We start from the raw sequence: 24,920 nt of genomic DNA on the forward strand, positions 1-24,920 counted from the left end.
GGCCCGCCGCTTTTCTGTGGGAAGGGCTTCAGCTCCGACGCTTTATCGGTAAGGCGTCGGGGCTGAAGCCCCTCCCACAGAAAAACCGGGTTGTCGCGGATCTTCAGGCGCTGAGAGACGCCGTCGGCACCGCGAGAAGGCGGCTCGGCGCCCGCGCTCGTACTATTCGAGGGGGGCATCGGGCCGCCCTGGGCCATCCGCAGAGCGGCTCAACCGCCCTTGGCCACGGTCTTCTTCGCCGCCTTCTTCACCGCTTTCTTGGCGGTCTTCTTCGCGGCCTTCTTCACCGCCTTCTTCGCCGCCGGCTTGGCCGGGGCGTCGGCCGCGGCCTTCTTCGCTGCGCTTTTCTTCGGCGCGGCTTCCTTCTTGGCGGCGGCCTTCTTGGCGCCGAAGCCCTTGCGCACCGGCTTGCCGGTTTCCTCCAGCAGCTTCTGCACTTCGTCCAGGCTCAGCGAGGCGGGCTCGCGATCCTTGGGGATCTTGCCGTTGAGCTTGCCGTCGCTGATGTACGGGCCGAAGCGGCCGTTGAGGACCTGGATGTCGCTGCCGGGAAATTCCTTGATGATGCGGTTGCGCGCGATCTCTTCCTTCTCCTCGATCAGGAACACCGCACGCGCCAGATCGATGGTGTAGGGATCGTCTTCCTTCTTCAGCGAGGCGTAGACGCTGCCGCGCTTGGCGAACGGGCCGAAGCGGCCGATGCCGACGCTGACCTCCTCGCCCTGGTCCTGGCCGAGGCTGCGCGGCATCAGGAACAGCTCCAGCGCCTCCTCCAGGGTGATGGTGTGCATGCTCTGGCCGGGACGCAGCGACGCGAACTTGGGCTTGTCCTCGGCGTCCTCGGCGGTGCTGCCGATCGCCGCGTACGGCCCGAAGCGGCCCAGGCGCACGCTCACCGGCTTGCCGGTCTTGGGGTCGGTGCCGAGCTCGCGCGCTCCGCTGGCTTCGGCGCGGTCGACCGATTCCTTCTTGTCCTCGACCAGTTCCTTGAACGGTTCCCAGAAGCGCGACATCAGCGGGATCCACTCCTCCTCGCCGCGCGAGACCGCGTCCAGCTCGTCTTCGAGCTTGGCGGTGAAGTCGTAGTCCACGTACTGGGTGAAGTGGCTGGACAGGAACTTGGACACCGCGCGGCCGACGTCGGACGGGCGGAAGCTGCGGCCTTCCATCTCCACGTACTTGCGGAACAGCAGGGTCTGGATGATCGAGGCGTAGGTCGAGGGACGGCCGATGCCGTACTCTTCCAGCGCCTTCACCAGCGCCGCTTCGGTGAAGCGCGGCGGAGGCTGGGTGAAGTGCTGCTCGGCCAGGATGCGTTCCAGCGGCACGCGGTCGCCGGGCTTCATCGCCGGCAGCTTGCGGCCTTCGTCCTCGTCCTCGGCGCTCTTGTTGTCCTTGCCTTCCTCGTACACAGCCAGGAAGCCGGGGACCACCACGGTGGTGCCGCTGGCGCGGAACACGTGTTCGCTGCCGGCCGACAGGTCGACGCTGACGGTGTTGAGCGTGGCCGGGATCATCTGGCAGGCCACCGCACGCTTCCAGATCAGCTCGTACAGCTTGCGCTCGTCGTCGGTCAGGAAGCGGGCCACCTGCGACGGGGTACGCAACGCCGAGGTCGGACGCACCGCTTCGTGCGCTTCCTGGGCGTTCTTGGACTTGGTCTGGTAGGTGTTGGGCTGGTCCGGCAGCGAGGCGATGCCGTAGTCGCGGGCGATCACGTCGCGGATCTCGGCCAGCGCGTCCTGCGACAGGTTGACCGAGTCGGTACGCATGTACGAGATCAGGCCGACCGTGCCTTCGTCGCCGATCGCCACGCCTTCGTACAGCTTCTGCGCCACCTGCATGGTCTTGCGGGTGGTGAAGCCGAGCTTGCGCGAGGCTTCCTGCTGCAGCGTGGAGGTGGTGAACGGCGGCGCCGGGCGGCGCTTGCGCTCCTTGCTGGCGACGTCGGTGACGTGCAGCGCGCCCTGCGCGGCCTGCTGGATGCGCAGGCGCGCAGATTCGGCGGTGTCGCCGTCGGTGATGGTGAACTGCTCGAACTTCTGCCCGTCGAGCTTGATCAGCTTGGCGTTGAAGTGCTGCGAGGGATGCGCGCAGTCGGCGGCGATGGACCAGTACTCGCGGGCGATGAAGGCTTCGATCTCCTCCTCGCGCTCGACGATCATGCGCAGCGCCGGCGACTGCACGCGGCCGGCGGACAGGCCGCGCTGCACCTTGCGCCACAGCACCGGCGACAGGTTGAAGCCGACCAGGTAGTCCAGCGCGCGGCGGGCCTGCTGCGCATCGACCAGGTCGCCGGCGATCTGGCGCGGTTGCGCCATCGCTTCCTTGATCGCGCGCGGGGTGATTTCGGTGAACACCACCCGGTGCAGCGGCTTGCCCTTGAGCAGCCCGCGCTCCTGCAGGATCTCGGCGATATGCCAGCTGATCGCTTCGCCCTCGCGGTCCGGGTCGGTCGCCAGGTAGATGTCTTCGGCCGCCTTGGCCGCCTTGGCGATGGCCTCCACGTGCTTCTCGTTCTTGTCGATCAGCGCGTAGCGCATCGCGAAGCCGTCGTCCGGATCCACCGCGCCTTCCTTCGGGATCAGGTCGCGCACGTGCCCATACGAGGCCAGGACGTGGAAATCCTTGCCGAGGTATTTGTTGATCGTCTTGGCCTTGGCGGGCGATTCGACGATGAGCAGGTGCTTGGACATGGCGGGTCGGGCTTCGATGGGCGTGGGCGGACGCCCTGGGGGCGGTAGGGTGGCGCAATTGCTCCGGTTAGTGAAGCGTTGCGGTCTCGCAGAGAAGCCGACGCCCGGGATGGAACCCCCGGGCGTTCAGCTACGGCGCTTATTTATTAGTGGGCATGTCCGGCGCCCGCTGTCAAGCCGGCGCCTGCCGGCCGGGCAGCAGCGCGCGCGGCTGCGGCGGTTCCCGGAGCCCGCCGGACTCAGTGCCAGCCACCCTTGGCGGCCACGCCGATCGCCAGCACCACCACCAGCAGCGCGGCTGCCGACAGCAGGCCGAACAGCGCCAGGATCACCACCGTGACCGTGCCCAGCTTGCGCTGCTGCCATTCCGGGTGGTCGGTGTAGGCCCACTTGTCCACCACCAGGGTGTCGCAGAGCATGTCGTGCAGGGCCTGCTTGCGCTCGGTGAAGGCCGCCATCAGCAGGCCGATGCCCAGGGTCAGGCTGCTCAGCATGAAGCCGAAGTAGCGGCCCACGCCGCGGGAGACGGTGATGCGGCTGCCGTCGGTACGCACCACCTTGATGCCGACCGCCATCTTGCCCAGCGTGGCCTGCTTGGTGGAGGCGTGGAACAGGCCGTAGTACAGCGCCGCGATCGCCATCGGCAGCAGGTACAGCAGGAGCAGCATGACGATGCCGGCGGCGGTGCTGAAGTCCGGCTGCTTGCCGAAGCCGGTGATCCCGAAGAAGCCCAGCATCACCACAAACTGGATCACGTTGGCGACGATGCCGACCAGGAACGCGTCGATCAGGTAGGCGGCCACGCGTTTCCAGAAACCGGCCTGCACCACCTCGCCGCCGCCGACCACCCGCGCGCCACCGTCGAGCACGGCGCTGGGCGCCGCATAGGGCGACGCCGCCACGGCCGGCGCCGGCGCGGTCCAGGCGTCGGGGACGGTCGCGGCCGGGGGCGGAGGAGGAGTCGCTCCGTCAACCTCGGTGGGGGCAATCGCCGGCGCCGGTGCCTGGGTCAGGCCGAGTTCGTCGACGAACTCGGCCAGGGTGCGCCATTCGCTCAGGCCCTCGCGCCAGACCAGGGTGGACAATCCGATCTCGCCGCGCTGGAAGCGCTGCTGCAGGTCGGCGGCCGCTAGCGGCCCATGGCGCTGCTGCGCTGCGTCGGCGTAGTACCACTCAGTCATTCTGTTCCCCGGGAGTTGCAGTCGAAAACGGTGCGCCGGTCAGCCGCCGCGGCAGTGGACCGGCAGGACGCGATCGTCCAGGTCGGAACTGCAGTTCCAGGCGGACGTGCGCTCATCGTAGTCCAGCCACAGCGCTTTGCCATCCAGGCGCTTGTGATCGGGCAGGTGCAGTGTGGCTTCCAGGCCGCAGTGGCCGTTGTCGAAGCGGCCGACCCGCACCTGCGCGATGGTGTCGCCGGCATAGCTCTGCGGCGCGCCGAAGCCGGTGTCGCCGTTGACCGCGCAGCGGTGCTCCTGCGCATTGAAAGCGGCGATCTGGTCCTTCAGCGGCGCCAGGTGGTCGAGCGCCTGCGCGACCTTCGCCCGTGCCAGGTAGTCCTGGTAGGCGGGCAGGGCGATCGCCGCGGCGATGCCCAGGAACGCCACCAGCAGCACGCCGACGATGGTGCCGACGATGGCCGTGATCGCGCAGCCGGACAGGCCGCTGCGCGGCGCGGCGGTGGCAGCGGGGGCCACGGGAGCGGCCGCCTGGAGCGGTGGCGGCAAGGGCGGCGGGGTGGGCGCGTCGGGCAGGCCCAGCTCGGCGGCGACCGCGTGCAGCGGCCGCCACTCCGGCAGGCCTTCGCGCCAGACCAGGGTCTCGCGCTGCAGGCGGCCGTCGTGCAGGCGCTCCAGCAGGGCGGACGCCGGCAGCGGGCCGTGCCGCTCGCGCGCGGCATCGACGTAGTACCAGATCGCCAATGGGGAGGTGTCTTCGTGCATCCGTGCGCGACCGTCAGCGACTCAGTGAACCGGCTCCGGCTCGTCGACGAACATCTGCGTTTCCATCCACGCGTACGCCGCCTCGGCACCAGGCTGGTTGAACAGCACCATCAGCACCACCCACTTGAGGTCGTCCAGATCCAGCTCGTCCTGGTCCAGGGCCATGGCCCGGTCCAGCACCAGCTCGCGCTGGTCGCTGTCGAGGATGCCGTGCTGCTCCAGGAACAACAGGAAGCCGCGGCATTCCACGTCGAGCTTGTCCAGTTCCGGACCGTGGTAGATGCGGATCGGGCCATCGATGCGCGGCTGCGCCACGGCCGGGCGCTGGTCGGCCAGGGCGTCGAGCCAGTCGAACGCCTTGCTGATCTCGGTGGGGCTGAAGCCGGCCTGGATCAGGCCATTCTGGAGGGAGTCGCGATCGCGGACCGGATCCGCGTCTTCGCTGAAATAGTGTTCGAACAGGTACAGCAGGACATCCAGAATGCTCTCTTTCATTGCCCCTCGGCCTGCGTCGCGAGACGCTGTGGAGGTGAAGAAACTAGGGTTTGCGGGTGTAACGACCGCGTTCGACCGCCACGTAGCCATCCAGTTCCATGGCCAGCAGCATGGAGGACGCCGCTGCGGCCGTCAATCCGCTGCGTGCGATCACTGAATCCATACAGATGGGGTCGTGGCCCAGCGCCTGCCACAAGCGCTGGTAGTCGGGGTGGGGGAAGGCCGGTGTGGCCGCGCGCGCGGTGCTGGCTCCCTGTGTGGGGGCGTTCAGGCGCCCGCGCAAGGCGTCGGCCAGTTCGGCGGCCAGGGGCGCGACTCCGGCCAGCACCTCCTCGGCGCTTTCCACCAGCCCGGCGCCGTCGCGGATCAGCCGATGGCAGCCGCGCGCCAGCGGGTTGTGGATCGAGCCGGGCAGGGCGAATACCTCGCGCCCGGCCTCGGCGGCCAGCCGCGCGGTGATCAGCGCGCCGGAGCGGGTGGCCGCCTCGATCACCAGGGTCGCCAGGCTCAGCCCGGCGATGATCCGGTTGCGCGCCGGGAAGTGCCCCGCCCGCGCCGGCGTGCCGGGCGGGTGCTCGCTGACCACCGCGCCGCGTTCGGCGATCTGTCGGTGCAGGGCGGCATGCTGGCGCGGGTAGGCCAGGTCGGGGCCGGTGCCGACCACCGCCACGGTCAGCCCGTCCGCGCGCGACAGCGCGGCCCGATGCGCGGCGGCATCCACGCCGCTGGCCATGCCGCTGGTCACCGCAAAGCCGGCCGCGGCCAGAGCCAGGGCGAAGCCGTAGGCGTTGTCGCGGCCGCCGGCGCTGGGGGCGCGGCTGCCGACCACTGCCACGGCCGGGTGCCACAGCACCGTGGGATCGCCGGCCACGTACAGCGCCAGTGGCGGATTGGGCGTGCGCCGCAACAGGGCCGGGTAGTCGGCATCGTGGCAGCCGAGCAGGTGCCGGCCTGGTTGCGCGAGCCAGCGCTCGGCGGTGTCTAGCGCGGCGCGATCGGGTCGCTGCAGCGCGGCGATCTGCACTGCATCCAGGCCGGCGGCCTGCCAGCCGGCGGGACCGGCCGCCAGCGCCGCGGCCGGGCTGCCGTGTTGCTCCAGCAGCAGCCGGCGTGGGGCGCTGGCGCCGCCGGCCAGCGACAGGCGCAGCAGGGCCGGATCGGCGGGTGTGTGGGCAGGGGCGATGGCCGGACTGGACATGCGCCCAGCCTAGGCCGCAGACGCGGACGGCGCCCTCGGGCGCCGTCTGCAATCGCTGTAGGGGGATGCCCCGGCGGCGGGTCAGCGCGCGTCCGGGTGCTTGACGTCGTAGCCGATCCGGGTCGGCTTGATGCCGTCCATCACCAGCGCGTAGCTGACCTTGTCGAAGGTGCGGAACACCATCGCGTGCGCGGCGAACTCGTCCGGCAGCGCCACGGTGCCGCTACCGCCGGTGAAGCCGTCGTCGGCGCGGGAGGTGTTGGGGTGGCGTACGCGGTCGTTGACCCGGGTGCCATGGCGCCACAGCGACACCACCGTGCCGTTGTCGATGCCTTCGCGGCGGCCGCCGGAGATGGCGATCACGTCGCGCGGGCCGGCCGCGCTGAACGCGTCGGCCACCGCCAGCACCCGCAGGCCGGCGGCCATCGCCTGCTCGGACGGCGGATGCGGCACGAACTGCAGGTCGTAGGGCTGCGCCTCGACCGGAATCAGGCGGTCGCCGGCGCGCACCTCGCGGGCGTTGTCCTGCAGCAGCAGGCCGGTGGCCTGGCGGCCGTCGGCGGATACGCGGGCGACGGTGCCGATGTTGACCTGGGCCAGTTCGTAGCCGAGGGTCTCGCGGCGCTTGTCCGGCGGCACGAAGGTCTGCCACAGGTTGCCGCTGCCGGGGATGCTGCGGCCTTCGGCGTCGAGGTCGTCGCTGAGCTTGGGCAGCAGGTAGCGCACGGTCGGGCGGACCACGGCGTAGCGCTGCCCGGCCTGGGCCTGGCCGAGGCCGACCGCGTAGACCAGTTGCCCATCGGTGGCGCGCAGGCGGTTGTCTTCGGTGCCGACCACGTAGGGCAGGTTGTCGATGCGGTCGACCACGCGCAGGTTCTTCAGGAACGGCTCCACCTGCGCCAGCGGGATCGCGTCGATCGGCGCGTCCTGGCGCGGGCCCGGCTTGACCTCGGCATGCGCCACCCGGTCCAGGTAGGCCAGGCTGAGCACGTCGCCGGGGTAGATCAGGTGCGGGTTGTGCACCTGCGGATTGGCCTGCCAGATTTCCGGCCACAGCCAGGGCTTGCCGAGGAAACGCCCGGCGATGTCCCACAGCGTGTCGCCCTTGCGCACCACGTAGGTGTCGGGGTGTTCGGCGGCCATGCTGGCGGAAGCAGCGTAGGTCGCCACGGTGAGCATCGCCACGGCGACGACCGTACGGAGTCGATTGAACATGAGCGCGAAGCCTGATTCCCCAACAGGTTCGCGCACTATAGTGCAGAACCCTGGTGCGGGCGCAAGCGGCGGGCGCAGAAACGGGTAGAATCCGCAGGTCTTGCCGAATCGTCCGGCGCCCCCATCTTGGGTACCGCTATGGCCCTGCTCCCCATTCTCGAATTCCCCGATCCGCGCCTGCGTACCAAGGCGGTGCCGGTCGACGCCGCCGAGGTCACCTCCGCGGCCTTCCAACGCCTGCTCGACGACATGTTCGAGACCATGTACGACGCGCCCGGCATCGGCCTGGCGGCCAGCCAGGTCGACGTGCACAAGCGCTTCATGGTCATCGACGTCAGCGAGGAGAAGAACGCCCCGCAGGTGTTCATCAACCCGCAGATCGTGCAGCGCGACGGCGAGCAGGTGTACCAGGAAGGCTGCCTGTCGGTTCCCGGCATCTACGCCGACGTGGCCCGCGCCGACGCCATCACCGTGCGCTACCTGGACCGCCAGGGCCAGCCGCAGGAACTGAGCACCGACGGCCTGCTGGCGGTGTGCGTGCAGCACGAGATGGACCACCTCGACGGCAAGCTGTTCGTCGACTACCTGTCCCCGCTCAAGCGCGAAATGGTGCGCAAGAAGCTGGCCAAGGCGCGCAAGCACGTGGCTTGACGGCCGGGATTCGGGATTGGGGATTGGGGATTCGTCACCGCGAGTCGGATTCCCTTCCGGTCGCCGAATCTCCGCCGTTGCGAATCCCCAATCCCCAATCCCGAATCCCCGCCCAATGAAACTCGTCTTCGCCGGTACGCCGGACTTCGCCGTGCCGTCGTTGCGCGCGGCTGCGCAGCGCCATGAAGTGGTTGCGGTCTACACCCAGCCGGACCGGCCCGCCGGGCGTGGCCGCGGGCTGACCCCGTCGCCGGTCAAGCTGGAAGCGGTGGCGCGCGGCATCCCGGTGCTGCAGCCGCAGACGCTGCGCGCGCCGGAGACCTTGCAGGCGCTGCGCGCGCTGCAGCCGGACCTGATCGTGGTGGTGGCCTACGGGCTGATCCTGCCCAAGGCGGTGCTGGCGATCCCGACCCATGGCTGCTGGAACGTGCATGCCTCGCTGCTGCCGCGCTGGCGCGGCGCCGCGCCGATCCAGCGCGCGATCGAGGCCGGCGACAGCGAGACCGGGGTGTGCCTGATGCAGATGGAAGCGGGCCTGGATACCGGCCCGGTGCTGTTGTCGCAGCGGACCCCGATCGGCGCCGACGAGACCGGCGGGCAGTTGCACGACCGCCTGGCCGCGCTCGGCGCGCAGGTGCTGGCCGACGGCCTGGGCCTGCTGCGCGCCGGACTGCGTCCGGTGGCGCAGCCGCAGCCGGAGGCCGGCGTCACCTACGCGCACAAGCTGGACAAGGCGCAGGCGCGGCTGGATTGGCTGCAGCCGGCGGCGCAGCTGGCGCGGCAGGTGCGCGCCTTCGATCCGTGGCCGGTCGCCGAGGCGATACTGGCCGGCGAGCGGGTGCGGGTGCACGGCGCGATCGCGCTGGACCTGGCCCACGGGCAGCAGCCGGGCACGGTGCTGACCGCGTCCAAGCAGGGCATCGACATCGCCTGCGGCCAGGGCGCGCTGCGCCTGCGCGTGCTGCAGCGCGACGGCGGCAAGGCGATCACCGCCGCCGACTACCTCAACGCACGGCGCGACCTGCCGGTCCTGGCCTGAGACGTCGACCATGCCTGCGTACGCCGCGTTGGGCCTGGCAGGCGCGGCTGTGGCCGCCTCCGCGCTGCGGCGCGGGCGGGTGTTTGCCACGTCGCGCATTCCCGCCATCCGCACGTGCAACCACGACACGGCATGCGCGCTGATGCCTGACACCTCCTGGAGCGCCCGCCGATGACCGCGATGCCCGCCGCTGCGTGGCCGCCGGGCGTGGCCCCGCGGGTGGTCGCCGCCCGTGTGCTGACCGCGGTGATCGACCGCGGCCGCTCGCTCAAGGCCGAACTGGCCGCCGCGTTGCCGACGCTGCCGGATCCGCGCGACCGCGCGCTGGTCGAGGCGATCTGCTTCGCCGTGCTGCGCCGCCGCCCGGCCTACGAGGCGGCGCTGCGCATGTGGCTGCAGAAGCAACTGCCGCAGCGCGACGCCGAACTGCGCGGCCTGCTGCTGGCCGGCTTCGCCCAGCTCGATGCGCTGGGCCTGGCGCCGCACGCGGCGCTGTCGGCGACGGTGGAGGCGACGCGCGCGCTGGATCGGCCGCGCCAGGCCGGGCTGGTCAACGCGCTGCTGCGGCGCGCGCTGCGCGACGGGCTGCCGGCGGTGGCCGCCGACGCGGGCTGGCCGCTGTGGCTGCGCGATGCGCTGCGCGCCGACTGGCCGCAGCAGGCCGAGGCGATCTTCGCCGCCAGCCAGCAGCCGGCGCCGCTGTGGCTGCGGGTCAACCGCCAGCGCGGCACCCGCGACGCCTATCTGCAGGAACTGGCCGCGGCCGGCATCGCCGCGCAGGCGTCGCCGCTGCTGGTCGATGCGATTCGCCTGGAGACGCCGTTGGCGGTGGGCGCCCTGCCGGGCTTCGCCGACGGACGCGTGTCGGTGCAGGACGGCGCGGCGCAGCAGGTCGCCGATGTGCTGGCGCCGACGCCGGGTGCGCGCGTGCTCGACGCCTGCGCGGCGCCCGGCGGCAAATCCGCGCACCTGCTCGAACGCGATCCCAGTCTGCGCCTGACCGCGCTGGACGTGGATGCGCGGCGCCTGGCGCGGGTCGGCGAGACCTTCGCGCGCACCGGCGCCGGAGCGCAGGCGCAGCTGCAGGTCGCCGACGCGGCGCAGCCGCAGGACTGGTGGGACGGCGTGCCGTTCGACGCGGTGCTGCTCGACGCGCCGTGTTCGGCCACCGGCATCGTGCGCCGCCAGCCGGACGTGCTGCTGCATCGTCGCCGCGAGGACGTGACCGCCCTGCAGGCGCTGCAGGCGCGCCTGCTCGACGCCGCCTGGCAGGTGCTGCGGCCGGGCGGGGTGCTGGTCTACGCCACCTGCTCGCTGCTACAGGACGAGAACGCGCGGCAGGTGCAGGCCTTGCTGGCGCGGCAACCGGGCGCGGCGCTGGAGGATCCGGGCGCGGCCTGCGGGCATGCCTCCGGCGGCGGCCGCCAGCGCTTCCCCGGCGAGCAGGACTGCGACGGTTTCTACTACGCAAGGTTCCGCAAGACGGCATGAACCGGCCCCGGTATCATCGCGTCCCATGCTGAAGACCCGCGCCTCCCGAGAGTTCTGGTTGTTGGCCATCCTGGCCGTGCTGGTGCTCGGCGCCGGCCTGGGCCTGCGCGATCCGCACCCGGCCGACGAGCCGCGTTTCGCGCTGGTCGCCAAGCAGATGGTGGAGAGCGGCAACTGGCTGTTCCCGCACCGCGGCAACGAGCTGTACTCGGACAAGCCGCCGATGCTGATGTGGCTGCAGGCCAGCTTCTACACGCTGTTGGGCAACTGGCGGGTGGCGTTCCTGCTGCCGTCGCTGCTGGCCGGTCTGGGCACGCTGGCCTGCGTCTACGACCTCGGCCGGCGGCTGTGGACGCGCCGCGTCGGCATGTATGCGGCCTACGCGTTGCTGTTCGCCTTCCACTTCACGTATCAGGCGAAGAAGGCGCAGATCGACCCGTTGGTGGTGTTCTTCATCACCCTGGCCAACTACGCGCTGCTGCGCCACCTGTTGCGCGGGCCGGACTGGCGGCTGTGGGCGCTGGGCTGGTTCGCCGCGGGCCTGGGCACCATCACCAAGGGCGTGGGCGTGCTGGCGCTGCTGATGCTGCTGCCGGCCGCGGCGGCGTCGCTGGCGCACTGGCGTGGGGTCCGGGTCGGCCTGCGCGATCCGCGCTTCTGGCTGGGGCCGCTGGCGTTCCTGGCGGCGGTGTCGATCTGGCTGGTGCCGATGGTGGTCACCGCGCTGTCGAGCAACACACCCGAGTACCGCGCTTACCTCAACGACATCCTGTTCCGGCAGACCGCCGGGCGCTATGCCAAATCCTGGGACCACGCGCACGGGCCGCTGTACTTCTTCGGGGTGATGCCGAGCATGTGGCTGCCGGTGCTGCTGGCGCTGCCGTGGGCGATCCCCGCCTGGGCGCGGCGCCTGCGCCGGCGCGATGCCCGCTATCTGCTGCCGCTGGCCTGGTGGGCGCTGGTGGTGCTGTTCTTCTCGATCCCGACCGGCAAGCGCGACGTCTACGTGCTGCCGGCGCTGCCGATGCTGTGCCTGGCGATGGGGCCGCTGATCCCGGGGCTGTTGCGCAAGCCCGGGGTCAAGCGCCTGCTGCTGGCGTTCACCGCGCTGCTGACGCTGACGCTGGGTGGCGTGGGCGCGGCGATCCTGCTGGGGCACGGCTTCCGCGCGAAGATGATGGAAGACCGCGGCATCGACCTGGCCACCGTGCAGGTGCTGGCCTGGATCCTGCTGGCGATCGGCCTGTGGGGCGTGGCCAGCCTGGCCGCGTTCGCGCGGCGCCGCCCGGAACTGGCGACGGTTTCGACCCTGACCATGGTCTGGGTGATGGCTGGTTTGCTGGTGTACCCGCTGATCAACCTGTCCAGTTCCGCGCGCGGGGTGATGGAGTCGGTCGGGCGCCGCATCGGCCCGGATGCCGAACTCGGCCTGGTCGCCTGGAAGGAGCAGAACCTGCTGATGGCCGATCGCCCGGCGACGACCTTCGGCTTCGTGGTGCCCTGGGACGAGCAACTGCGCCGCGGCATCGCCTGGCAGGCGCAGGCGCCGCAGCGGCGCTGGCTGCTGGTGCAGGAGGCGGCGATGCTGGGCTGCGTGGACCGCAACGCGAGCATCCTGGCCGGCGTGTCCAACCGGCGCGACTGGTGGCTGGTCCCGGCCAGTGCGATACACGGCCACTGCGTGGTCACCCAGGACGATCGCGACCGCCTGCGCGAGCAGGACAAGGACCGCTTCGAATGAGCCGCATCCGCGCGTTGCGGCGGCGTGGCGCGGGTGCCGCTGGCGCCCAGCGTGCTGCGCGGGCCGGAGGGCGCGCATGCCGCCGCGCCTGATCCGGGTCATCAGCCGCGACAACGGCGGCGGTCTCAGCCGCGACCTGCAGGTGGTCGCCGACCTGCTGCGCGACACCGGCCGCTACCGCGTCGAGGTGCTGGGCTTCGGCACCGTGCGCATGGCCAACCGCCTGCGCGAACTGCGCCTGTTCCTGCGCAGCCTGCTGTTCGGGCGCGCCGACCTGCAGATCTTCCTGGAGCGGGTGTATCCGCGTTGCCTGGGCAGCGGCCTGCGCAACGCCTTGATCCCCAACCCCGAGTGGTTCCGGCACAAGTGGCTGCGCTGCCTGCCGCGCTTCGCCCAGGTGCTGTGCAAGACCCGCCAGGCCGAACAACGTTTCTCCACGATGGCGCCGACCGCCTTCATCGGCTTTTGCAGCGACGACTGCTACCGTCCTGAGGTGCCGCGCGAACGCGCCTGCCTGCATGTGGCCGGGCGCAGTTCGGCCAAGGGCACCGCGTTGCTGCTGCAGACCTGGGCGCGGCATCCCGAGTGGCCGCGGCTGACCGTGGTGCAGAGCGTAAAGAAGTCCCATCCGATCGAGGCCGAGAACATCGACTACCTGACCGGCTACCTGGACCAGCAGGAACTGCGGCGGCTGCAGAACGCGCACCGCTTCCACCTTTGTCCGTCCGAGGTGGAGGGCTTCGGCCACTACATCATGGAAGCGCTGAGCGTCGGCGCGGTGGTGATCACCACCAACGGTGCGCCGATGAACGAGCTGGTGAGCGCCGAGCGGGGCGTGCTGATCGACCCGGTCGGCGAGGGTCCGGACAATTTCGGCGTGCGCTATCGGATCGAGGCTACCGGCCTCGAGCAGGCGATGAGGCAGGCGCTGGCGCTGTCGCCGATGCAGTGCGACGCCCTGGGCACGGCCGCGCGCGGTTTCTTCGAGACGCGCCGGCGCGAGTTCGGCGAGCGCCTGCGCGCGGCGGTGGCCGACCTGCTCGGGGAGACGCCGCCGCCCGCCGTGCCGGCCAGCCATGGCGCCGATCGCGAACAGGTCAGGCCGGGTTAGGGAAGCGCCCCGGATCATCGCCGACTACCCCCTCCCCACGGCCTTCCCTCCTTGATGTCCCAGCCGATCGCGCCACGCCATGCCGTTTCCGCGTTCTCTCGCCAGCCCCTGGCCGAGCGCGGCGCGGCGCTCGCGCTGCTGTGCCTGCCGGCGCTGGTGATCAGCATCCCCAGCGGCCTGCTGCCGTTCGGCCTGCTGCTGCTGGCCACCAGCCTGCTGGCCCTGCCGCGGCTGCGCCAGGCGGTGACGCCGATGCAGCCGTCGCTGCGCTGGCTGTGGATCCTGGCGCTGCTGGTGATCGGGCTGTCGCTGTGCTCGGTGCTGTACTTCGGCCAGCCGCTGAAGGACATCGACAACCGGACCCGCTTCCTGGTGCTGCCGTGGGCGGCGCTGTGGACCTACGCCCTGCGGCCGCCGCAGCGCCTGCTGTGGTGGGGCGCGCTGCTTGGCATCCTCGCCGCGCTGGTGCTGGCCAGCGTGCAGGTGCTGCAGGGCCAGCCGCGCGCCGAGGGCTGGACCAACGCCATCGTGCTGGCCGACGTGGTGCTGATGCTGATGGTGCTGGCGGTGTTCTGCCGGCCGCGCGGGCAGTGGCCGTGGGCCGTGGCCGCGGTGGTGGCCGGCGGCATCGTCATCCTGCTCAGCGGCAGCCGCGGCGTGTGGCTGGGCGTGCTGTTGCTGCTGGTGGTCAGCGCGCTGTGCCTGCGCTGGCGCGACAGCGCGACGCGGCTGATGATCCTGGGCGCGTGCACCGCGCTGGCGGCCGTGCTGGTGCTGAGCGTGCCGGCGCTGACCAAGCAGACCCGCTTGGCCGAACTGCATCACGACGTGCAGCGCTACGAACGCGGCGACAGCGATTCCTCGGCCGGCGCGCGCATCGAGCGCCTGCAGGTGGCGGCGGCGACCTTCGTCGAACACCCCGTGGTCGGGGTCGGCGTGGGCCGCTTCGACAATGCCATGCTGCGCCTGCCGGACTGCCGCAAGGGCTTCGTCGAGCGCTGCCACCTGGGCCATGCGCACAACGACCTGGCCGAGTGGAGCGCGACCCAGGGCCTGCCCGGCACCATGCTGATCCTGATGGTGTACGGGGTGCCGCTGTGGCTGCTGCTGCACCTGTACCGGCGCCGGCCGCAGCCGCATTTCCACGGCGCGGCGGCGGCCGGGATCATGGTGGTGGCGGCCTACATCCTGTGCGGCATGACCCAATCGATGTTCGCGCACCAGGTGAGCACCGGCTTCTACGTGGCGTTGGTCGGCGTGCTGATCGGGCTGGCCGCACGCGAGGCGGTGCCGGCACCGGGCGCTGAAGGCGCCGCGCGAAGCCGGTAGACTGCCGATCCCGCATCGCCGGGCGGCGCGGCGCCTGGCGCCGACCGCCGGCACCGCGCCTGACTTCCGGATACCGCGCGCCATGGCCGACGCTGCCGCCGCCACCCTGCCGCTGAGCCTGGTGGTGATGACCTACAACGAGGCCGCCAACATCGCGCGCTGCCTGGACAGCGTGCCGTTCGCCGCCGACAAGCTGGTGGTCGACTGCGGCAGCACCGACGACACCGTGGCGATCGCCCGAGCGCACGGCGCGCGCGTGGTCGAGCAGGCCTGGCTGGGCTTCGGCCCGCAGCGCAACTTCGCCTCCACCCAGGCCGCGCACGACTGGATCCTGGTGCTGGATGCGGACGAATTCCTGTCCGACGCGCTGCGCGCCGAGTGCCTGGCGCGGTTGCCGCCACTGCTTGCCGAGGACCGCGTGGATGCGGTGTGGCTGCGCCGCAGCACCTGGTACATGGGTGCGCCGATGCACTGGTACAAACCCATGGTCGGCGAGCGCCTGGCGCGGCTGTACCACCGCGGCCGCGCGCGCTGGAGCGATGCGCGGGTGCACGAATCGCTGCGCTTCGCCGGCGCCAGCGCCGAGTTCGCGCCGCCGTTCAACCATCTGCACAACCCGACCCTGGTGCACAAGCAGCTCAAGGTGCTGCGCTACGCCGAACTCAAGGCGCTCGGCTGGCGCGACAAGCGCAAGCCGGTGAGAATGTGGCAGAGCCCGTTCGTGTTCGCCGGCGCCTTCCTCAAGGACTATCTGCTGCGGCTGGCGTTCCTCGACGGCTGGCGCGGCTTCGTGGTGGCGCAGACCGCGGCCAGCTATGCGCTGTACAAGCGCATGCGCTACTACGAGATGCAGATCAACCCGGCCTCGGTGGAGCAGGCGCGGGCGCAACTGCAACGGCACGATCTGGAGCACTGATGAGCAAGCACTATCTGCTGTACGGGTCCGAGCGCTACGCGCTGGCGATCCTGCGTCCGCTGCAGGCGGCGATCCGCGCGCGCGGCGACGACGCAGCGTGGTTCTTCGACGGCCCCGGCGCCGAGGATCTGAGCGCCGACGAGCGCCATCTGGCGACGGTGGAAGAGGTGCTGGCGTGGAATCCGTACGCGGTGATCACCTCCAGCAACGCGGTGCCGCATTTCTTCCCGGGGGTGAAGGTCGAGACCTTCCACGGCTTCGATGCCGGCAAGCCGCGGCACATCTACGTCCGCGGCTTCTTCGACCTGTACTGCACCACCGGCCCGCGTGACACCGCGGCGTTCGGTGCGCTGGCGCGCAAGCTCGGCCACTTCGCGGTCAAGGAAACCGGCTTCCCCAAGATCGACCCGTTCATGCGCGAGATCGGCGCGGAACTGGCGCCGGTGCGGCAGCCGCCGGTGATCCTGTACCACTCCACGTTCTCGCCGTCGTGGAGCGCGGCCGGCATCCTCTACGACGAGGTCGCGCGGCTCTCGCGCAGCGGCGAATGGCGCTGGATCGTCACCTTCCATCCGAAGATGGACCCGGCGATGGTCGCCCGCTACCGCGCGCTGGAGAGCGAGTACCTGCACTTCGCCGACAACGACAACATCCTCGAACTGTTCCCGCAGGTGGACATGATGTGCTCGGACACCTCGTCCGCGCTCAACGAGTTCCTGCTCACCTACAAGCCGGTGGTGACCTTCAAGAACCGCCGTCCGGGGCCGCAGCTGATCGACATCGACGATCCGGCGCAGTTCGAGCCGGCGATCCGTCGCGCGCTGCAGCGGCCGCCGGAGCTGATGGCGGCGATCCGCGAGTTCGCCGATGGCCTGCATCCCTACCGCGACGGCCAGTCCAGCGAGCGTGTGCTGCGCGCGATCGACGACTTCGTCGCCGAGGGCGCGCGCAACCCGCGGCGCAAGCCGCTGAACCTGTGGCGCAAGCTGAAGATCCGCCGCCGCATCGGCTACTGGGGACGCGGCGCGCGTCGCTGACGTGCAGCGCCGCCGCACGCGCTCACCAGCGCAACCGTCGCTGCGCCAGCGCTGCGCCCAGTTGCTCGTACAGCGCCCGCGCCTGCGCGTCCGGCAGTAGCCGCACGCGCAGCGGCGGTTCGCCGTGGCGGGCGCCGGCGGTGTCCAGCCACAGGGTCGCGGTGCCGCAGCAGCGGTCCAGCGGCGACCGGCTCAGGTGCAGCGTCTGCAGCTTGTCCAGTTCGGCCAGCCGCCACCAGCGCCGCCACCAGCCGCCGCGCACCGCCACGTAGCGCGCATCCAGCGCATAGCCCATGCGCTGCGCCTGGCGCCAGGACTTGAACGCCGACCACGGCAGCCACAACAGCAGCAGCGCGGCCCAGGCACCGAGGGTGGGCCACAGCCCCGCGCACAGCAGCGGCACCAGCAGCAGCGCCGGCAGCGACAGGCGCCACCAGTAGCGCGTGGCGATGCCGTGCCAGTGCGCCGGCGGCCAGGCGATCTGCGGCAGCAGCCGCTGCAGCAGCGCATCGCAGGCGGCCGGGGTGGCCAATGGCGCCAGTTCCGTCAGCGCGTGGTCGTGCCCGTGCCCGTGGTGCGACTGGATCACCGCCGTGTCGATGTGCAGGCTGCGCCGCCGCAGCAACCGCTGCAGCACGCTCTCATGCAGGGTCCAGGCCTGGATCCTGCGCCGCGCCACGCTGCTGCGCAGCCGCGTCAGCAGGCCGCGCTCCACGGTCAGCCGGCGCTCGCTCTCGCTCAGCCGGAAGCCGTGGTACTGCACCAGCGCCAGCCCCATCGACAAGGCGCGCATCAGCAGCAATAGCGTCGCCAGCATCATGGCGAAGGTGACCGTGCCGGCCATCCAGCCCAGCTGCAGGTGCGTTGCGTAGCCGAACAGTTGCCGCCCGTAGTGCTCGATCGCGTTGGAGATCATGCGCTCGGGGAACAGGTGGTAGGTGGCGCCGAACGCGGTGAGCAGTACGACCATGCCGCGGTTGGAGATCAGCCCCTGGCGCAGCACCTCGGCGGTGGGCAGCGCCAGCAGCAGTTCGCTGTCCGGCGTCGCAGCGGGTGCAGCGTCGGCATCGGTCGCGGCGATCGTATCGGCGGCGGGCGCGCGGTGGCGGATCTGCTGTTCCAGCGCCAGCGCCTGGTCCAGCCGCAGCACCCGCATCTGCGCCTCGGGCTTGGTGCCGCCGGCCGATTCCAGGCGTACCTCGGCCACGCCGAACAGCCGGTGCAGCAGCGACTGGTGCACCACCACGTTGTGGATGCGCGCGAACGGGATCTCGCGCAGGCTGCGTTCCAGCCAGCCGCTGCGGATGCTCAGGCTGTCGTGGCCGATGCGGTACTGGTAGGTGAGATAGCGCAGCAGCGACACCGCCACCAGCCCGCTGCACACCGCCAGCATCACCAGGTGGTCGGCGTGATCGCGATGGCCGTCGCGGCTGCCGAACACCAGCAGCGCCAGCAAGGGCAGCAGGAAGTGCCTGAGGTGCTGCAGCAGCACGAACAGCCACGACCACGGATGCAGGCGCCGCACCGGCGTGGTGTGTTCGGCGTCGGCCAGGTCGCTCACAGCGCGTCGTCGTCGTGGTCGAGCTGGTGCGCCAGGCGCTCGCGCAGGCGCTCGGCGTCGGCCTGATCCAACCCGGGCACGGCGACCGCGGTATGCCGGGTGCCGGCGGTGTGCACGACCAGGGTGGCCAGGCGCAGGGCGCGTTCCAGCGGGCCGCGGCGCAGGTCCAGGTGTTGCACGCGCGAGATCGGGACGTGCGTCTCGCTCTGCCACAGGCGTCCGCGGAACACGTCCAGGCCCTGGGCATTCAGCCGCCAGCGGATGCGCCGGTGGCGGACGAAGCCGATCCAGGCGCCGCACAGGCTGCCCAGCGCCGCCGCCACGGCGCCCAGGGCCAGCGCATGCAGGCTGTGCAGGCTGAGGCCGACGATGGAGGCGGCGACCACCAAGCTCAGCCCGAGCATGCAGCCGCCGCCGAGCGCGGCCAGCCAGGCGCCGCGCAACGGCACCGGCTGCCAGTCCGCCGGCGGCCAGTCCGCGGGCGCCTGGACGGCGGCGGGAGCGCTGGGCGCGGGTGCGGTGGGGGAGTCGTCCATGGGCGGCGGTGCGATCACGTCGGGGTCTCGGGGCGCGGGCGCGCGGCGTGGCCTGCGATCCTAACGCGGCGATGGCGGGCGTGCGCTGCCCGCGGCGCGGTTTCCGTCCCGATCCGCGCAGGCGGTGTGGGGGCCGACCTGCGCCCGTGGTTCAGCGCGCCGCGCGCAGCAACGCGTCCACGTCCAGCGCGTGGCCGGCGCGGGCGGCCTTGGTGCGCAGGTAGCCTTCGTTCTCGGCGGTGATGGTGCCGGTGACCGGGATGCGCTCGGTCACCTCGATGCCGGCCGCACGCAGGCGTTCGGCCTTGTTCGGGTTGTTGGTGAGCAGGCGCACGCGGCCGATGCCGAGCCCGCGCAGCATCGCCACGGCGCTGCCGTAGCGGCGTTCGTCGGCGCCGAAGCCCAGTTGCGCGTCGGCGTCGATGGTGTCCAGGCCGTCGTGCTGGTAGCCGTAGGCGCGCATCTTGGTGGCGATGCCGGTGCCGCGGCCTTCCTGGTCCAGGTATAGCAGCACGCCGCCGCCCAGCGCCCTGAGCTTGGCCAGGCCGTGCCGCAACTGGTCGCCGCAGTCGCACTTGAGCGAGCCGAACAGGTCGCCGGTGAGGCAGGAGGAATGCACGCGCACCGGCACCGGCGCGCTCAGGTCGGGCTGGCCGATCACGATCGCGACCTGGTCGCGCTGCGCCACGCCGCCGCGGAACACCACGAATTCGCCGGGACCCAGGTCGCGCAGCGGCACCTGGGTGCGGGTGACCAGGGTGTAGCTGTCGGAGGCGGCGAGGGCGCAGCCATGTTCCAGGTCGTCCAGCCGCAGCGACTGGCAGCCCTGGAAGGCGCTGCTGTCGGCGCCCAGGTCCGCGGCGACCATCGCCGGCAGCAGCAGGCCCAGCCGCGCGATCTCGGCGGCGCCGGCATCCAGCGCGTCGCCGGGCTGCCACTGCGCGGGCACCGGTCCGTCGCGCAGGTAGGCCAGCGCCGCCAGCGCGTCGTAGGAGTGCCCGGCCAGGGCGATGCGCGCGCCCTGCGGCGCGTCCAGGCCCAGCATCTGCGCGCGCGGCGGGGTCACGAACAGGTAGTGCCGCTGCGCCGTGGCCTGGGCGAAGCCGAGGTAGGACGGTTCGGTGCTGCTGTCCAGCGCCATCACCGCGCGGGTGCGGCCGTTGCCGTCTTCGAGCAGGACCGGGCGCCCGGCACGCAGCTCCGATGCCGCGCGTTCGCTGCGGATCGCGGCAGGATCGCCGAAGGCGTGCGCGGAAGGGGCGGTGGGGCTGGTCATGCACGACTCCAGATGGGGGATCGGCGGCGCCGCTTCAAGGCTGCCGCATCCGGTCGCGGTGGCCCCGGCGCGGTGCCGGCAGGCGCGTGGCGCCCAGGCGCCATTGTCGCGCGCTTTGCCTGATGCGCCAGCCTGCAGGCGATGGAACGCACTGTGTCCGCTCGCGCGCGCCGCCGATGCAACCAAATCGGCGGCTGCGGCAACGCGCCGGCGTGGGTGAGGTGTGCACGTGCCGCCGGTTGCTTGCTACTGTGCGGCACCGCGTCCGCTCCGGCCCCCGCATGCAGCTCGTCGATTGCACCGAACCGCGCCACGCCATGGCGATCCTGGAGATCTTCAACGACGCCATCGTCCATTCCACCGCCCTGTACGACTACCGGCCGCGCCCGCCGGAGAGCATGGCGGCGTGGTTCGCGACCAAGCGCGCCGGCAACTTCCCGGTGCTGGGCCTGGAGGATGCCGACGGCACCCTGCTCGGCTTCGCCAGCTACGGCACCTTCCGCGCCTGGCCGGCGTTCAAGTACAGCGTCGAGCACTCGGTCTACGTGCACCGCGACCATCGCGGCCGCGGCGTGGGCCGGCGCTTGTTGCAGGCCCTGATCGACACCGCGCAGGCGCGCGGCGTGCACGTGCTGGTCGGCGGCATCGACGCCAGCAATGCCGGCAGCATCGCCCTGCACGAGCAACTGGGCTTCGTGCATGCGGGCACCGTGCGCGAGGCCGGTTTCAAGTTCGGGCGCTGGCTGGACCTGGCGTTCTACCAGCGCATCCTCGCCGGTCCGGCGCAGCCGCACGACGATTAGCGGGCTTCGCCCGGGGCGAGCGTCTCGGTCGCTGCTAGTGCGGATGGCGCTCGGTGGCGTAGGGATTGGGCTCGGCCGGGTCCGGGCGCAGCGTGTAGCGCTTGTAGGTCCACTGGTACTGCGCCGGGTCGCGCCGCGCCACCCGTTCCACGCCTTCGTTGAGCGCGGTGGCCGCGCGCAGTGGGTCCGCATCGGCGATCTCCGGCGGCGCCGGCTGCACGTGCAGGGCGAACTCCAGGTCGTTGCCGACGCGCTCGCACCAGGCGAACAGCACGGTCGCGCCGGTGCGCTCGGCCAGGCGGTTGACCAGGGTCATGGTCAGCGCCGGCACGCCGAAGAACGGCGCGAACACGCCGTCGCCGGCCTTGGGCTGCTGGTCGGGCAGGATGCCGACCGCGCCGCCGTCCTTGAGCGTCTTGAACAGCTGCCGCACCGCCGGGCCCTCGGCGCGCACCTGGCGCACCCGTTCGCCGCTGCGCACCAACTGCAGGAAGGCGTCGCCCACCGCCGACTCCGGCGCGCGGTAGACGATGGCGATGTCGCCGCGCGAGGCCAGCCACTGGTTGAGCAGCTCCCAGTTGCCGAAATGCGGCGCGGCCACGATCACCCCGCGGCCGGCGGCCAGCGCCGCGTCGTACAGGTCCTGGCCGTGGCGCAGGCGCAGCCGCGCCAGGTTCTGTTCCGGCGGCCGGGTCCACAGCGCCAGGGTCTCGAACGCCTGCCGCGCGGTGGAGCGCAGCACGTCGCGCTGCAGGGCCACGCGCTCGCTGGGCAGCAGCTCCGGATAGGCCAGCTCCAGGTTGCGCCGGACCACCCGGCTCTCGCGCGCATCCAGGCGCAGCCACAGCCCGGCCAGGCCGTCGGCCAGGCGGCGCAGCCACGGCCACGGCAGGCGCGCCACGGCGGCGGCGCAGCGGTACAGCAGGGAAGCGAGCGTGGCGGGTTTCATCGGCCCAGTTTATCCGCTCGGCGCATCTGGCCTGCCCGACCGGCATCGCGGATCGCGTCGGCGGCACGCGATCCGGCTTCCCCAATCCCGGCGGTTCGGCGATGATCCTGCGTGATCGCAGCCGTTCGCCAAGCGCGCGGGCGATGCCGAATCCCCAATCCCCAATCCCAGCCCTATGCTCTCGCTGATCCAACGCGTCACCCAGGCCTCGGTCAGCGTCGATGGCGAGGTCGTGGGCCAGATCGGGCCCGGCCTGCTGGCGCTGGTGGCGGTGGAGCCGGGCGACGACGAGGCCAGGATCCAGCGCATGGCCGAGCGCCTGCTCGGCTACCGGGTGTTCTCCGACGACAGCGGCCGCATGAACCGCTCGCTGCGCGACACCGGCGGCGGCCTGCTGCTGGTCAGCCAGTTCACCCTGGCCGCCGACACGCGCTCGGGGATGCGGCCCAGTTTCACTACCGCGGCGCCGCCGGCCGAGGCTGAACGCGGCTTCAACCGATTGCTGGAGGTGTGCCGCGCGCAGCACCCGCCAGGGGTGGAAAGCGGCCGCTTCGGTGCCCATATGGTCGTCAGCCTGGTCAACGACGGCCCGGTCACTTTCCTGCTCCGGCCGTAGACGCCGGCGCGTTCCTGGCGGAGCCATTCAGGCTCCTCGTCCGGCAAGCGGCGGTCCGGGCTGTTATAATGCTAGGTTCACTCATTCACCTACCTGCCGGTGGCGCGAGCACTCATGGCCAACGAACGTCCTGCCCAGCAATCCGACATCAAGCAACTGATCAGCAAGGGCCTGGAACAGGGCTATCTGACCTACGCGGAAGTCAACGACCATCTTCCCGACGATCTGGTCGACCCCGAACAGATCGAAGACATCATCGGCATGATCAACGGCATGGGCATCGATGTCCATGAAGTTGCGCCCGATGCCGAAACCCTGTTGCTCAACGACGGCAACACCGGCAACCGCGAAGTCGACGACACCGCGGCCGAAGAAGCCGCCGCTGCGCTGACCGCGCTCGACACCGAAGGCGGCCGTACCACCGACCCGGTGCGCATGTACATGCGCGAGATGGGCACAGTAGAACTGCTGACCCGTGAAGGCGAGATCGCCATCGCCAAGCGCATCGAGGAAGGCCTCGGCCAGGTGCAGGCCGCGCTGGGCGCGTTCCCGCTGGCGGTGGAGACCCTGCTCGAGGACTACGAACAGCACAAGGAAGGCAAGAAGCGCCTGGCCGAGATCGTGGTCGGCTTCAACGACCTGATCGAGGAAGAGCCGGCGCCGCCGGTCGCGGTGTCCGACGACGACAGCGCCACCGATGCCGATGCCGACGAGGATGACGACGACGACGTCGACACCGCCGAAGAGGATGCCGGCCCGACCGGTCCGGATCCGGCCGAGGTCGCGCGGCGCATGGAAGTGCTGGCCACCGAGTACGCCAAGTTCAAGAAGGCGCACGCCAAGAACGGCGCCGAGCACAAGCTGGTCACCAAGCTGCGCAACGACATCGCCGAGGTGTTCGTCACCCTGAAGCTGCCGCTGCCGCTGACCGACGTGCTGGTGCGCAAGCTGCGCGACACCATGGCCCAGGTCAAGGACCACGAGCGCCGCGTGCTGCACCTGGCCACCCACGTAGCACGCATGCCGCGCAAGGACTTCATCCGTTCCTGGGAAGGCAACCAGACCAACGTGGCCTGGGTCGACGACGCGCTCAAGCGCAAGCAGAAGTGGTCGTCGGCGCTGCGCGACGTCAAGGACCAGATCATCGCCGAGCAGGAAGCCACCGTGGCGGTCGAGCAGGCCACCTACCTGAGCCTGGCCGAGCTGAAGGAAATCAGCCGCGCCATGGCCTATGGCGAAGCCAAGGCGCGCAAGGCCAAGAAGGAAATGGTCGAGGCCAACCTGCGCCTGGTGATCTCCATCGCCAAGAAGTACACCAACCGCGGCCTGCAGTTCCTCGACCTGATCCAGGAAGGCAACATCGGCCTGATGAAGGCGGTGGACAAGTTCGAGTACCGCCGCGGCTACAAGTTCTCGACCTACGCCACCTGGTGGATCCGCCAGGCGATCACCCGCTCGATCGCCGACCAGGCGCGCACCATCCGCATCCCGGTGCACATGATCGAGACGATCAACAAGTTGAACCGCATTTCCCGGCAGATGCTCCAGCAGTACGGCCGCGAGGCCACCCCGGAGGAGCTGGCCAAGGAAATGGACATGCCCGAGGACAAGATCCGCAAGGTGATGAAGATCGCCAAGGAGCCGATCTCGATGGAAACCCCGATCGGCGACGACGAGGATTCGCATCTGGGCGACTTCATCGAGGACACCAACGTGGAGTCCCCGATCGAGAACACCACCAACATCAATCTGTCCGAGACCGTGCGCGACGTGCTGGCCGGGTTGACCCCGCGCGAAGCCAAGGTGCTGCGCATGCGCTTCGGCATCGACATGAACACCGACCACACCCTCGAGGAAGTCGGCAAGCAGTTCGACGTGACCCGCGAGCGCATCCGCCAGATAGAGGCCAAGGCGCTGCGCAAGCTGCGTCACCCGAGCCGCTCCGAGCAACTGCGCAGCTTCCTCGATATCGATTGATCGAGCGCGGTTCGCGGTAACGAAAAAGCCCCGCCAGTGCGGGGCTTTTTTGTGGGCGCAGGAGCGAGCCGCTACCTTGCGTGTGGATGTTGCCCATGTGACGCGCCGCTGCCCGGCCGTTGTAGGAGCGGCTTCAGCCGCGACTGGGCGTTCCCGGTAACGCCTCGTCGCGGCTGAAGCCGCTTGTGTCAAATGAGAGTCTATCGTTGCAGGTGAGAGCGGAGTGCGGCAGGCCGTTTAGCCGCAGTGCCAAGCGAGCACGAGTAGGAGTCAGCGCCGCCGCACTCCGGTTCTCCTGCCTGACAAGCCCGAACAGTTGCCCGAGTGACGAGCTCGAACT

The 24,920-nt window shown here is 70.8% G+C and carries 21 protein-coding genes; 11 read left to right on the forward strand and 10 right to left on the reverse strand.

The genetic code is table 11. From position 1 onward, the window contains the following. Positions 1–209: 209 nt before the first annotated feature. The 6 genes from AC1PMG_RS03325 to AC1PMG_RS03350 form a co-directional block, all read right to left on the reverse strand. Entirely contained in the window at positions 210–2,696 is a 2,487-nt protein-coding gene (locus AC1PMG_RS03325) for a DNA topoisomerase I (protein ID WP_342072551.1), read from the reverse strand. Between the two features lie 239 nt (positions 2,697–2,935). Further along, on the reverse strand, positions 2,936–3,877 hold the full coding sequence (locus AC1PMG_RS03330) for an RDD family protein (protein WP_481110654.1): 942 nt from the start codon (positions 3,875–3,877) through the stop codon (positions 2,936–2,938). A gap of 39 nt (positions 3,878–3,916) precedes the next feature. Then, on the reverse strand, positions 3,917–4,639 hold the full coding sequence (locus AC1PMG_RS03335; protein WP_481110655.1) for a pilin: 723 nt from the start codon (positions 4,637–4,639) through the stop codon (positions 3,917–3,919). A gap of 21 nt (positions 4,640–4,660) precedes the next feature. Continuing rightward, entirely contained in the window at positions 4,661–5,134 is a 474-nt protein-coding gene (locus tag AC1PMG_RS03340) for a DUF494 family protein (RefSeq protein ID WP_010340686.1), read from the reverse strand. Between the two features lie 43 nt (positions 5,135–5,177). Beyond that, a complete protein-coding gene (dprA, locus tag AC1PMG_RS03345; protein WP_481110656.1) occupies positions 5,178–6,332 on the reverse strand; it encodes a DNA-processing protein DprA in 1,155 nt (384 codons plus the stop codon). An 81-nt stretch (positions 6,333–6,413) separates the two neighbouring features. Then, positions 6,414–7,547, reverse strand: a complete 1,134-nt coding sequence (locus AC1PMG_RS03350; protein ID WP_342072554.1) for a LysM peptidoglycan-binding domain-containing protein — start codon at positions 7,545–7,547, stop codon at positions 6,414–6,416. 138 nt (positions 7,548–7,685) lie between these two features. Between AC1PMG_RS03350 and def the strand changes: the two genes are divergently transcribed. The 8 genes from def (at position 7,686) to AC1PMG_RS03390 (ending at position 16,862) form a co-directional block, all read left to right on the forward strand. Further along, the gene (gene def / locus AC1PMG_RS03355; RefSeq protein WP_342072555.1) at positions 7,686–8,198 is read left to right on the forward strand and encodes a peptide deformylase; all 513 of its coding nucleotides are present in this window, start codon (positions 7,686–7,688) and stop codon (positions 8,196–8,198) included. A 115-nt stretch (positions 8,199–8,313) separates the two neighbouring features. After that, on the forward strand, positions 8,314–9,237 hold the full coding sequence (fmt, locus tag AC1PMG_RS03360) for a methionyl-tRNA formyltransferase (protein WP_481110657.1): 924 nt from the start codon (positions 8,314–8,316) through the stop codon (positions 9,235–9,237). A 180-nt stretch (positions 9,238–9,417) separates the two neighbouring features. Then, a complete protein-coding gene (gene rsmB, locus AC1PMG_RS03365; protein WP_481111600.1) occupies positions 9,418–10,728 on the forward strand; it encodes a 16S rRNA (cytosine(967)-C(5))-methyltransferase RsmB in 1,311 nt (436 codons plus the stop codon). A gap of 25 nt (positions 10,729–10,753) precedes the next feature. Next, positions 10,754–12,469: an ArnT family glycosyltransferase gene (locus tag AC1PMG_RS03370; protein WP_481110658.1), complete on the forward strand. Its 1,716-nt coding sequence runs from the start codon at positions 10,754–10,756 to the stop codon at positions 12,467–12,469. Positions 12,470–12,545: 76 nt separating this feature from the next. Continuing rightward, the gene (locus tag AC1PMG_RS03375) at positions 12,546–13,580 is read left to right on the forward strand and encodes a glycosyltransferase (RefSeq protein ID WP_481110659.1); all 1,035 of its coding nucleotides are present in this window, start codon (positions 12,546–12,548) and stop codon (positions 13,578–13,580) included. Positions 13,581–13,634: 54 nt separating this feature from the next. Then, positions 13,635–14,909, forward strand: coding sequence for an O-antigen ligase family protein (locus tag AC1PMG_RS03380; protein ID WP_481110660.1), 1,275 nt, complete (start codon positions 13,635–13,637; stop codon positions 14,907–14,909). A gap of 82 nt (positions 14,910–14,991) precedes the next feature. Next, positions 14,992–15,825, forward strand: coding sequence for a glycosyltransferase family 2 protein (locus AC1PMG_RS03385; RefSeq protein ID WP_481110661.1), 834 nt, complete (start codon positions 14,992–14,994; stop codon positions 15,823–15,825). Continuing rightward, complete coding sequence (locus AC1PMG_RS03390) at positions 15,825–16,862, forward strand: CDP-glycerol glycerophosphotransferase family protein (RefSeq protein WP_342072561.1); 1,038 nt, start codon at positions 15,825–15,827, stop codon at positions 16,860–16,862. Before AC1PMG_RS03385 ends, AC1PMG_RS03390 begins: the two co-directional genes overlap by 1 nt. Positions 16,863–16,884: 22 nt before the next feature. Here AC1PMG_RS03390 and AC1PMG_RS03395 read toward each other — a convergent pair whose 3' ends face one another. The 3 genes from AC1PMG_RS03395 to ribA all read right to left on the reverse strand — a co-directional run bounded on the left by AC1PMG_RS03395 (position 16,885) and on the right by ribA (position 20,235). Further along, positions 16,885–18,423 carry a PH domain-containing protein gene (locus tag AC1PMG_RS03395; protein ID WP_481110662.1) on the reverse strand — a complete coding sequence of 513 codons (1,539 nt, stop codon included), beginning with the start codon at positions 18,421–18,423 and terminating at the stop codon, positions 16,885–16,887. Next, positions 18,420–18,959 (reverse strand): PH domain-containing protein, encoded by a 540-nt coding sequence (locus AC1PMG_RS03400; protein ID WP_481110663.1) that lies wholly within the window; start codon positions 18,957–18,959, stop codon positions 18,420–18,422. The genes AC1PMG_RS03395 and AC1PMG_RS03400 overlap by 4 nt, the downstream gene beginning before the upstream one ends. Positions 18,960–19,110: 151 nt before the next feature. Then, positions 19,111–20,235, reverse strand: a complete 1,125-nt coding sequence (gene ribA / locus AC1PMG_RS03405; protein ID WP_481110664.1) for a GTP cyclohydrolase II RibA — start codon at positions 20,233–20,235, stop codon at positions 19,111–19,113. Positions 20,236–20,516: 281 nt separating this feature from the next. On the opposite strand from ribA, the gene AC1PMG_RS03410 reads away from it, so the two are divergent. After that, positions 20,517–21,038 (forward strand): N-acetyltransferase family protein, encoded by a 522-nt coding sequence (locus AC1PMG_RS03410; protein ID WP_481110665.1) that lies wholly within the window; start codon positions 20,517–20,519, stop codon positions 21,036–21,038. A gap of 34 nt (positions 21,039–21,072) precedes the next feature. Here the strand turns inward: AC1PMG_RS03410 and AC1PMG_RS03415 are convergent, their stop codons facing one another. Further along, positions 21,073–21,987: a lauroyl acyltransferase gene (locus AC1PMG_RS03415; protein WP_481110666.1), complete on the reverse strand. Its 915-nt coding sequence runs from the start codon at positions 21,985–21,987 to the stop codon at positions 21,073–21,075. 175 nt (positions 21,988–22,162) lie between these two features. On the opposite strand from AC1PMG_RS03415, the gene dtd reads away from it, so the two are divergent. After that, positions 22,163–22,603, forward strand: a complete 441-nt coding sequence (gene dtd, locus AC1PMG_RS03420) for a D-aminoacyl-tRNA deacylase (RefSeq protein WP_481110667.1) — start codon at positions 22,163–22,165, stop codon at positions 22,601–22,603. Positions 22,604–22,717: 114 nt separating this feature from the next. Beyond that, positions 22,718–24,580, forward strand: a complete 1,863-nt coding sequence (gene rpoD / locus AC1PMG_RS03425; protein WP_048490828.1) for an RNA polymerase sigma factor RpoD — start codon at positions 22,718–22,720, stop codon at positions 24,578–24,580. Positions 24,581–24,920 lie beyond the last annotated feature (340 nt).

Source organism: Xanthomonas sp. NCPPB 2250, from assembly GCF_056725265.1.

Coding starts and splice junctions, on each gene's coding strand:
- AC1PMG_RS03380 (WP_481110660.1), top strand. CDS start 13,635: ATGTCCCAGCCGATCGCGCCACGCCATGCCGTTTCCGCGTTCTCTCGC.
- ribA (WP_481110664.1), bottom strand. CDS start 20,235: ATGACCAGCCCCACCGCCCCTTCCGCGCACGCCTTCGGCGATCCTGCC.
- AC1PMG_RS03410 (WP_481110665.1), top strand. CDS start 20,517: ATGCAGCTCGTCGATTGCACCGAACCGCGCCACGCCATGGCGATCCTG.
- def (WP_342072555.1), top strand. CDS start 7,686: ATGGCCCTGCTCCCCATTCTCGAATTCCCCGATCCGCGCCTGCGTACC.
- dtd (WP_481110667.1), top strand. CDS start 22,163: ATGCTCTCGCTGATCCAACGCGTCACCCAGGCCTCGGTCAGCGTCGAT.
- AC1PMG_RS03340 (WP_010340686.1), bottom strand. CDS start 5,134: ATGAAAGAGAGCATTCTGGATGTCCTGCTGTACCTGTTCGAACACTAT.
- AC1PMG_RS03390 (WP_342072561.1), top strand. CDS start 15,825: ATGAGCAAGCACTATCTGCTGTACGGGTCCGAGCGCTACGCGCTGGCG.
- fmt (WP_481110657.1), top strand. CDS start 8,314: ATGAAACTCGTCTTCGCCGGTACGCCGGACTTCGCCGTGCCGTCGTTG.
- AC1PMG_RS03370 (WP_481110658.1), top strand. CDS start 10,754: ATGCTGAAGACCCGCGCCTCCCGAGAGTTCTGGTTGTTGGCCATCCTG.
- AC1PMG_RS03375 (WP_481110659.1), top strand. CDS start 12,546: ATGCCGCCGCGCCTGATCCGGGTCATCAGCCGCGACAACGGCGGCGGT.
- AC1PMG_RS03335 (WP_481110655.1), bottom strand. CDS start 4,639: ATGCACGAAGACACCTCCCCATTGGCGATCTGGTACTACGTCGATGCC.
- AC1PMG_RS03415 (WP_481110666.1), bottom strand. CDS start 21,987: ATGAAACCCGCCACGCTCGCTTCCCTGCTGTACCGCTGCGCCGCCGCC.
- rsmB (WP_481111600.1), top strand. CDS start 9,418: ATGCCCGCCGCTGCGTGGCCGCCGGGCGTGGCCCCGCGGGTGGTCGCC.
- AC1PMG_RS03330 (WP_481110654.1), bottom strand. CDS start 3,877: ATGACTGAGTGGTACTACGCCGACGCAGCGCAGCAGCGCCATGGGCCG.
- AC1PMG_RS03325 (WP_342072551.1), bottom strand. CDS start 2,696: ATGTCCAAGCACCTGCTCATCGTCGAATCGCCCGCCAAGGCCAAGACG.
- rpoD (WP_048490828.1), top strand. CDS start 22,718: ATGGCCAACGAACGTCCTGCCCAGCAATCCGACATCAAGCAACTGATC.
- AC1PMG_RS03400 (WP_481110663.1), bottom strand. CDS start 18,959: ATGGACGACTCCCCCACCGCACCCGCGCCCAGCGCTCCCGCCGCCGTC.
- dprA (WP_481110656.1), bottom strand. CDS start 6,332: ATGTCCAGTCCGGCCATCGCCCCTGCCCACACACCCGCCGATCCGGCC.
- AC1PMG_RS03350 (WP_342072554.1), bottom strand. CDS start 7,547: ATGTTCAATCGACTCCGTACGGTCGTCGCCGTGGCGATGCTCACCGTG.
- AC1PMG_RS03385 (WP_481110661.1), top strand. CDS start 14,992: ATGGCCGACGCTGCCGCCGCCACCCTGCCGCTGAGCCTGGTGGTGATG.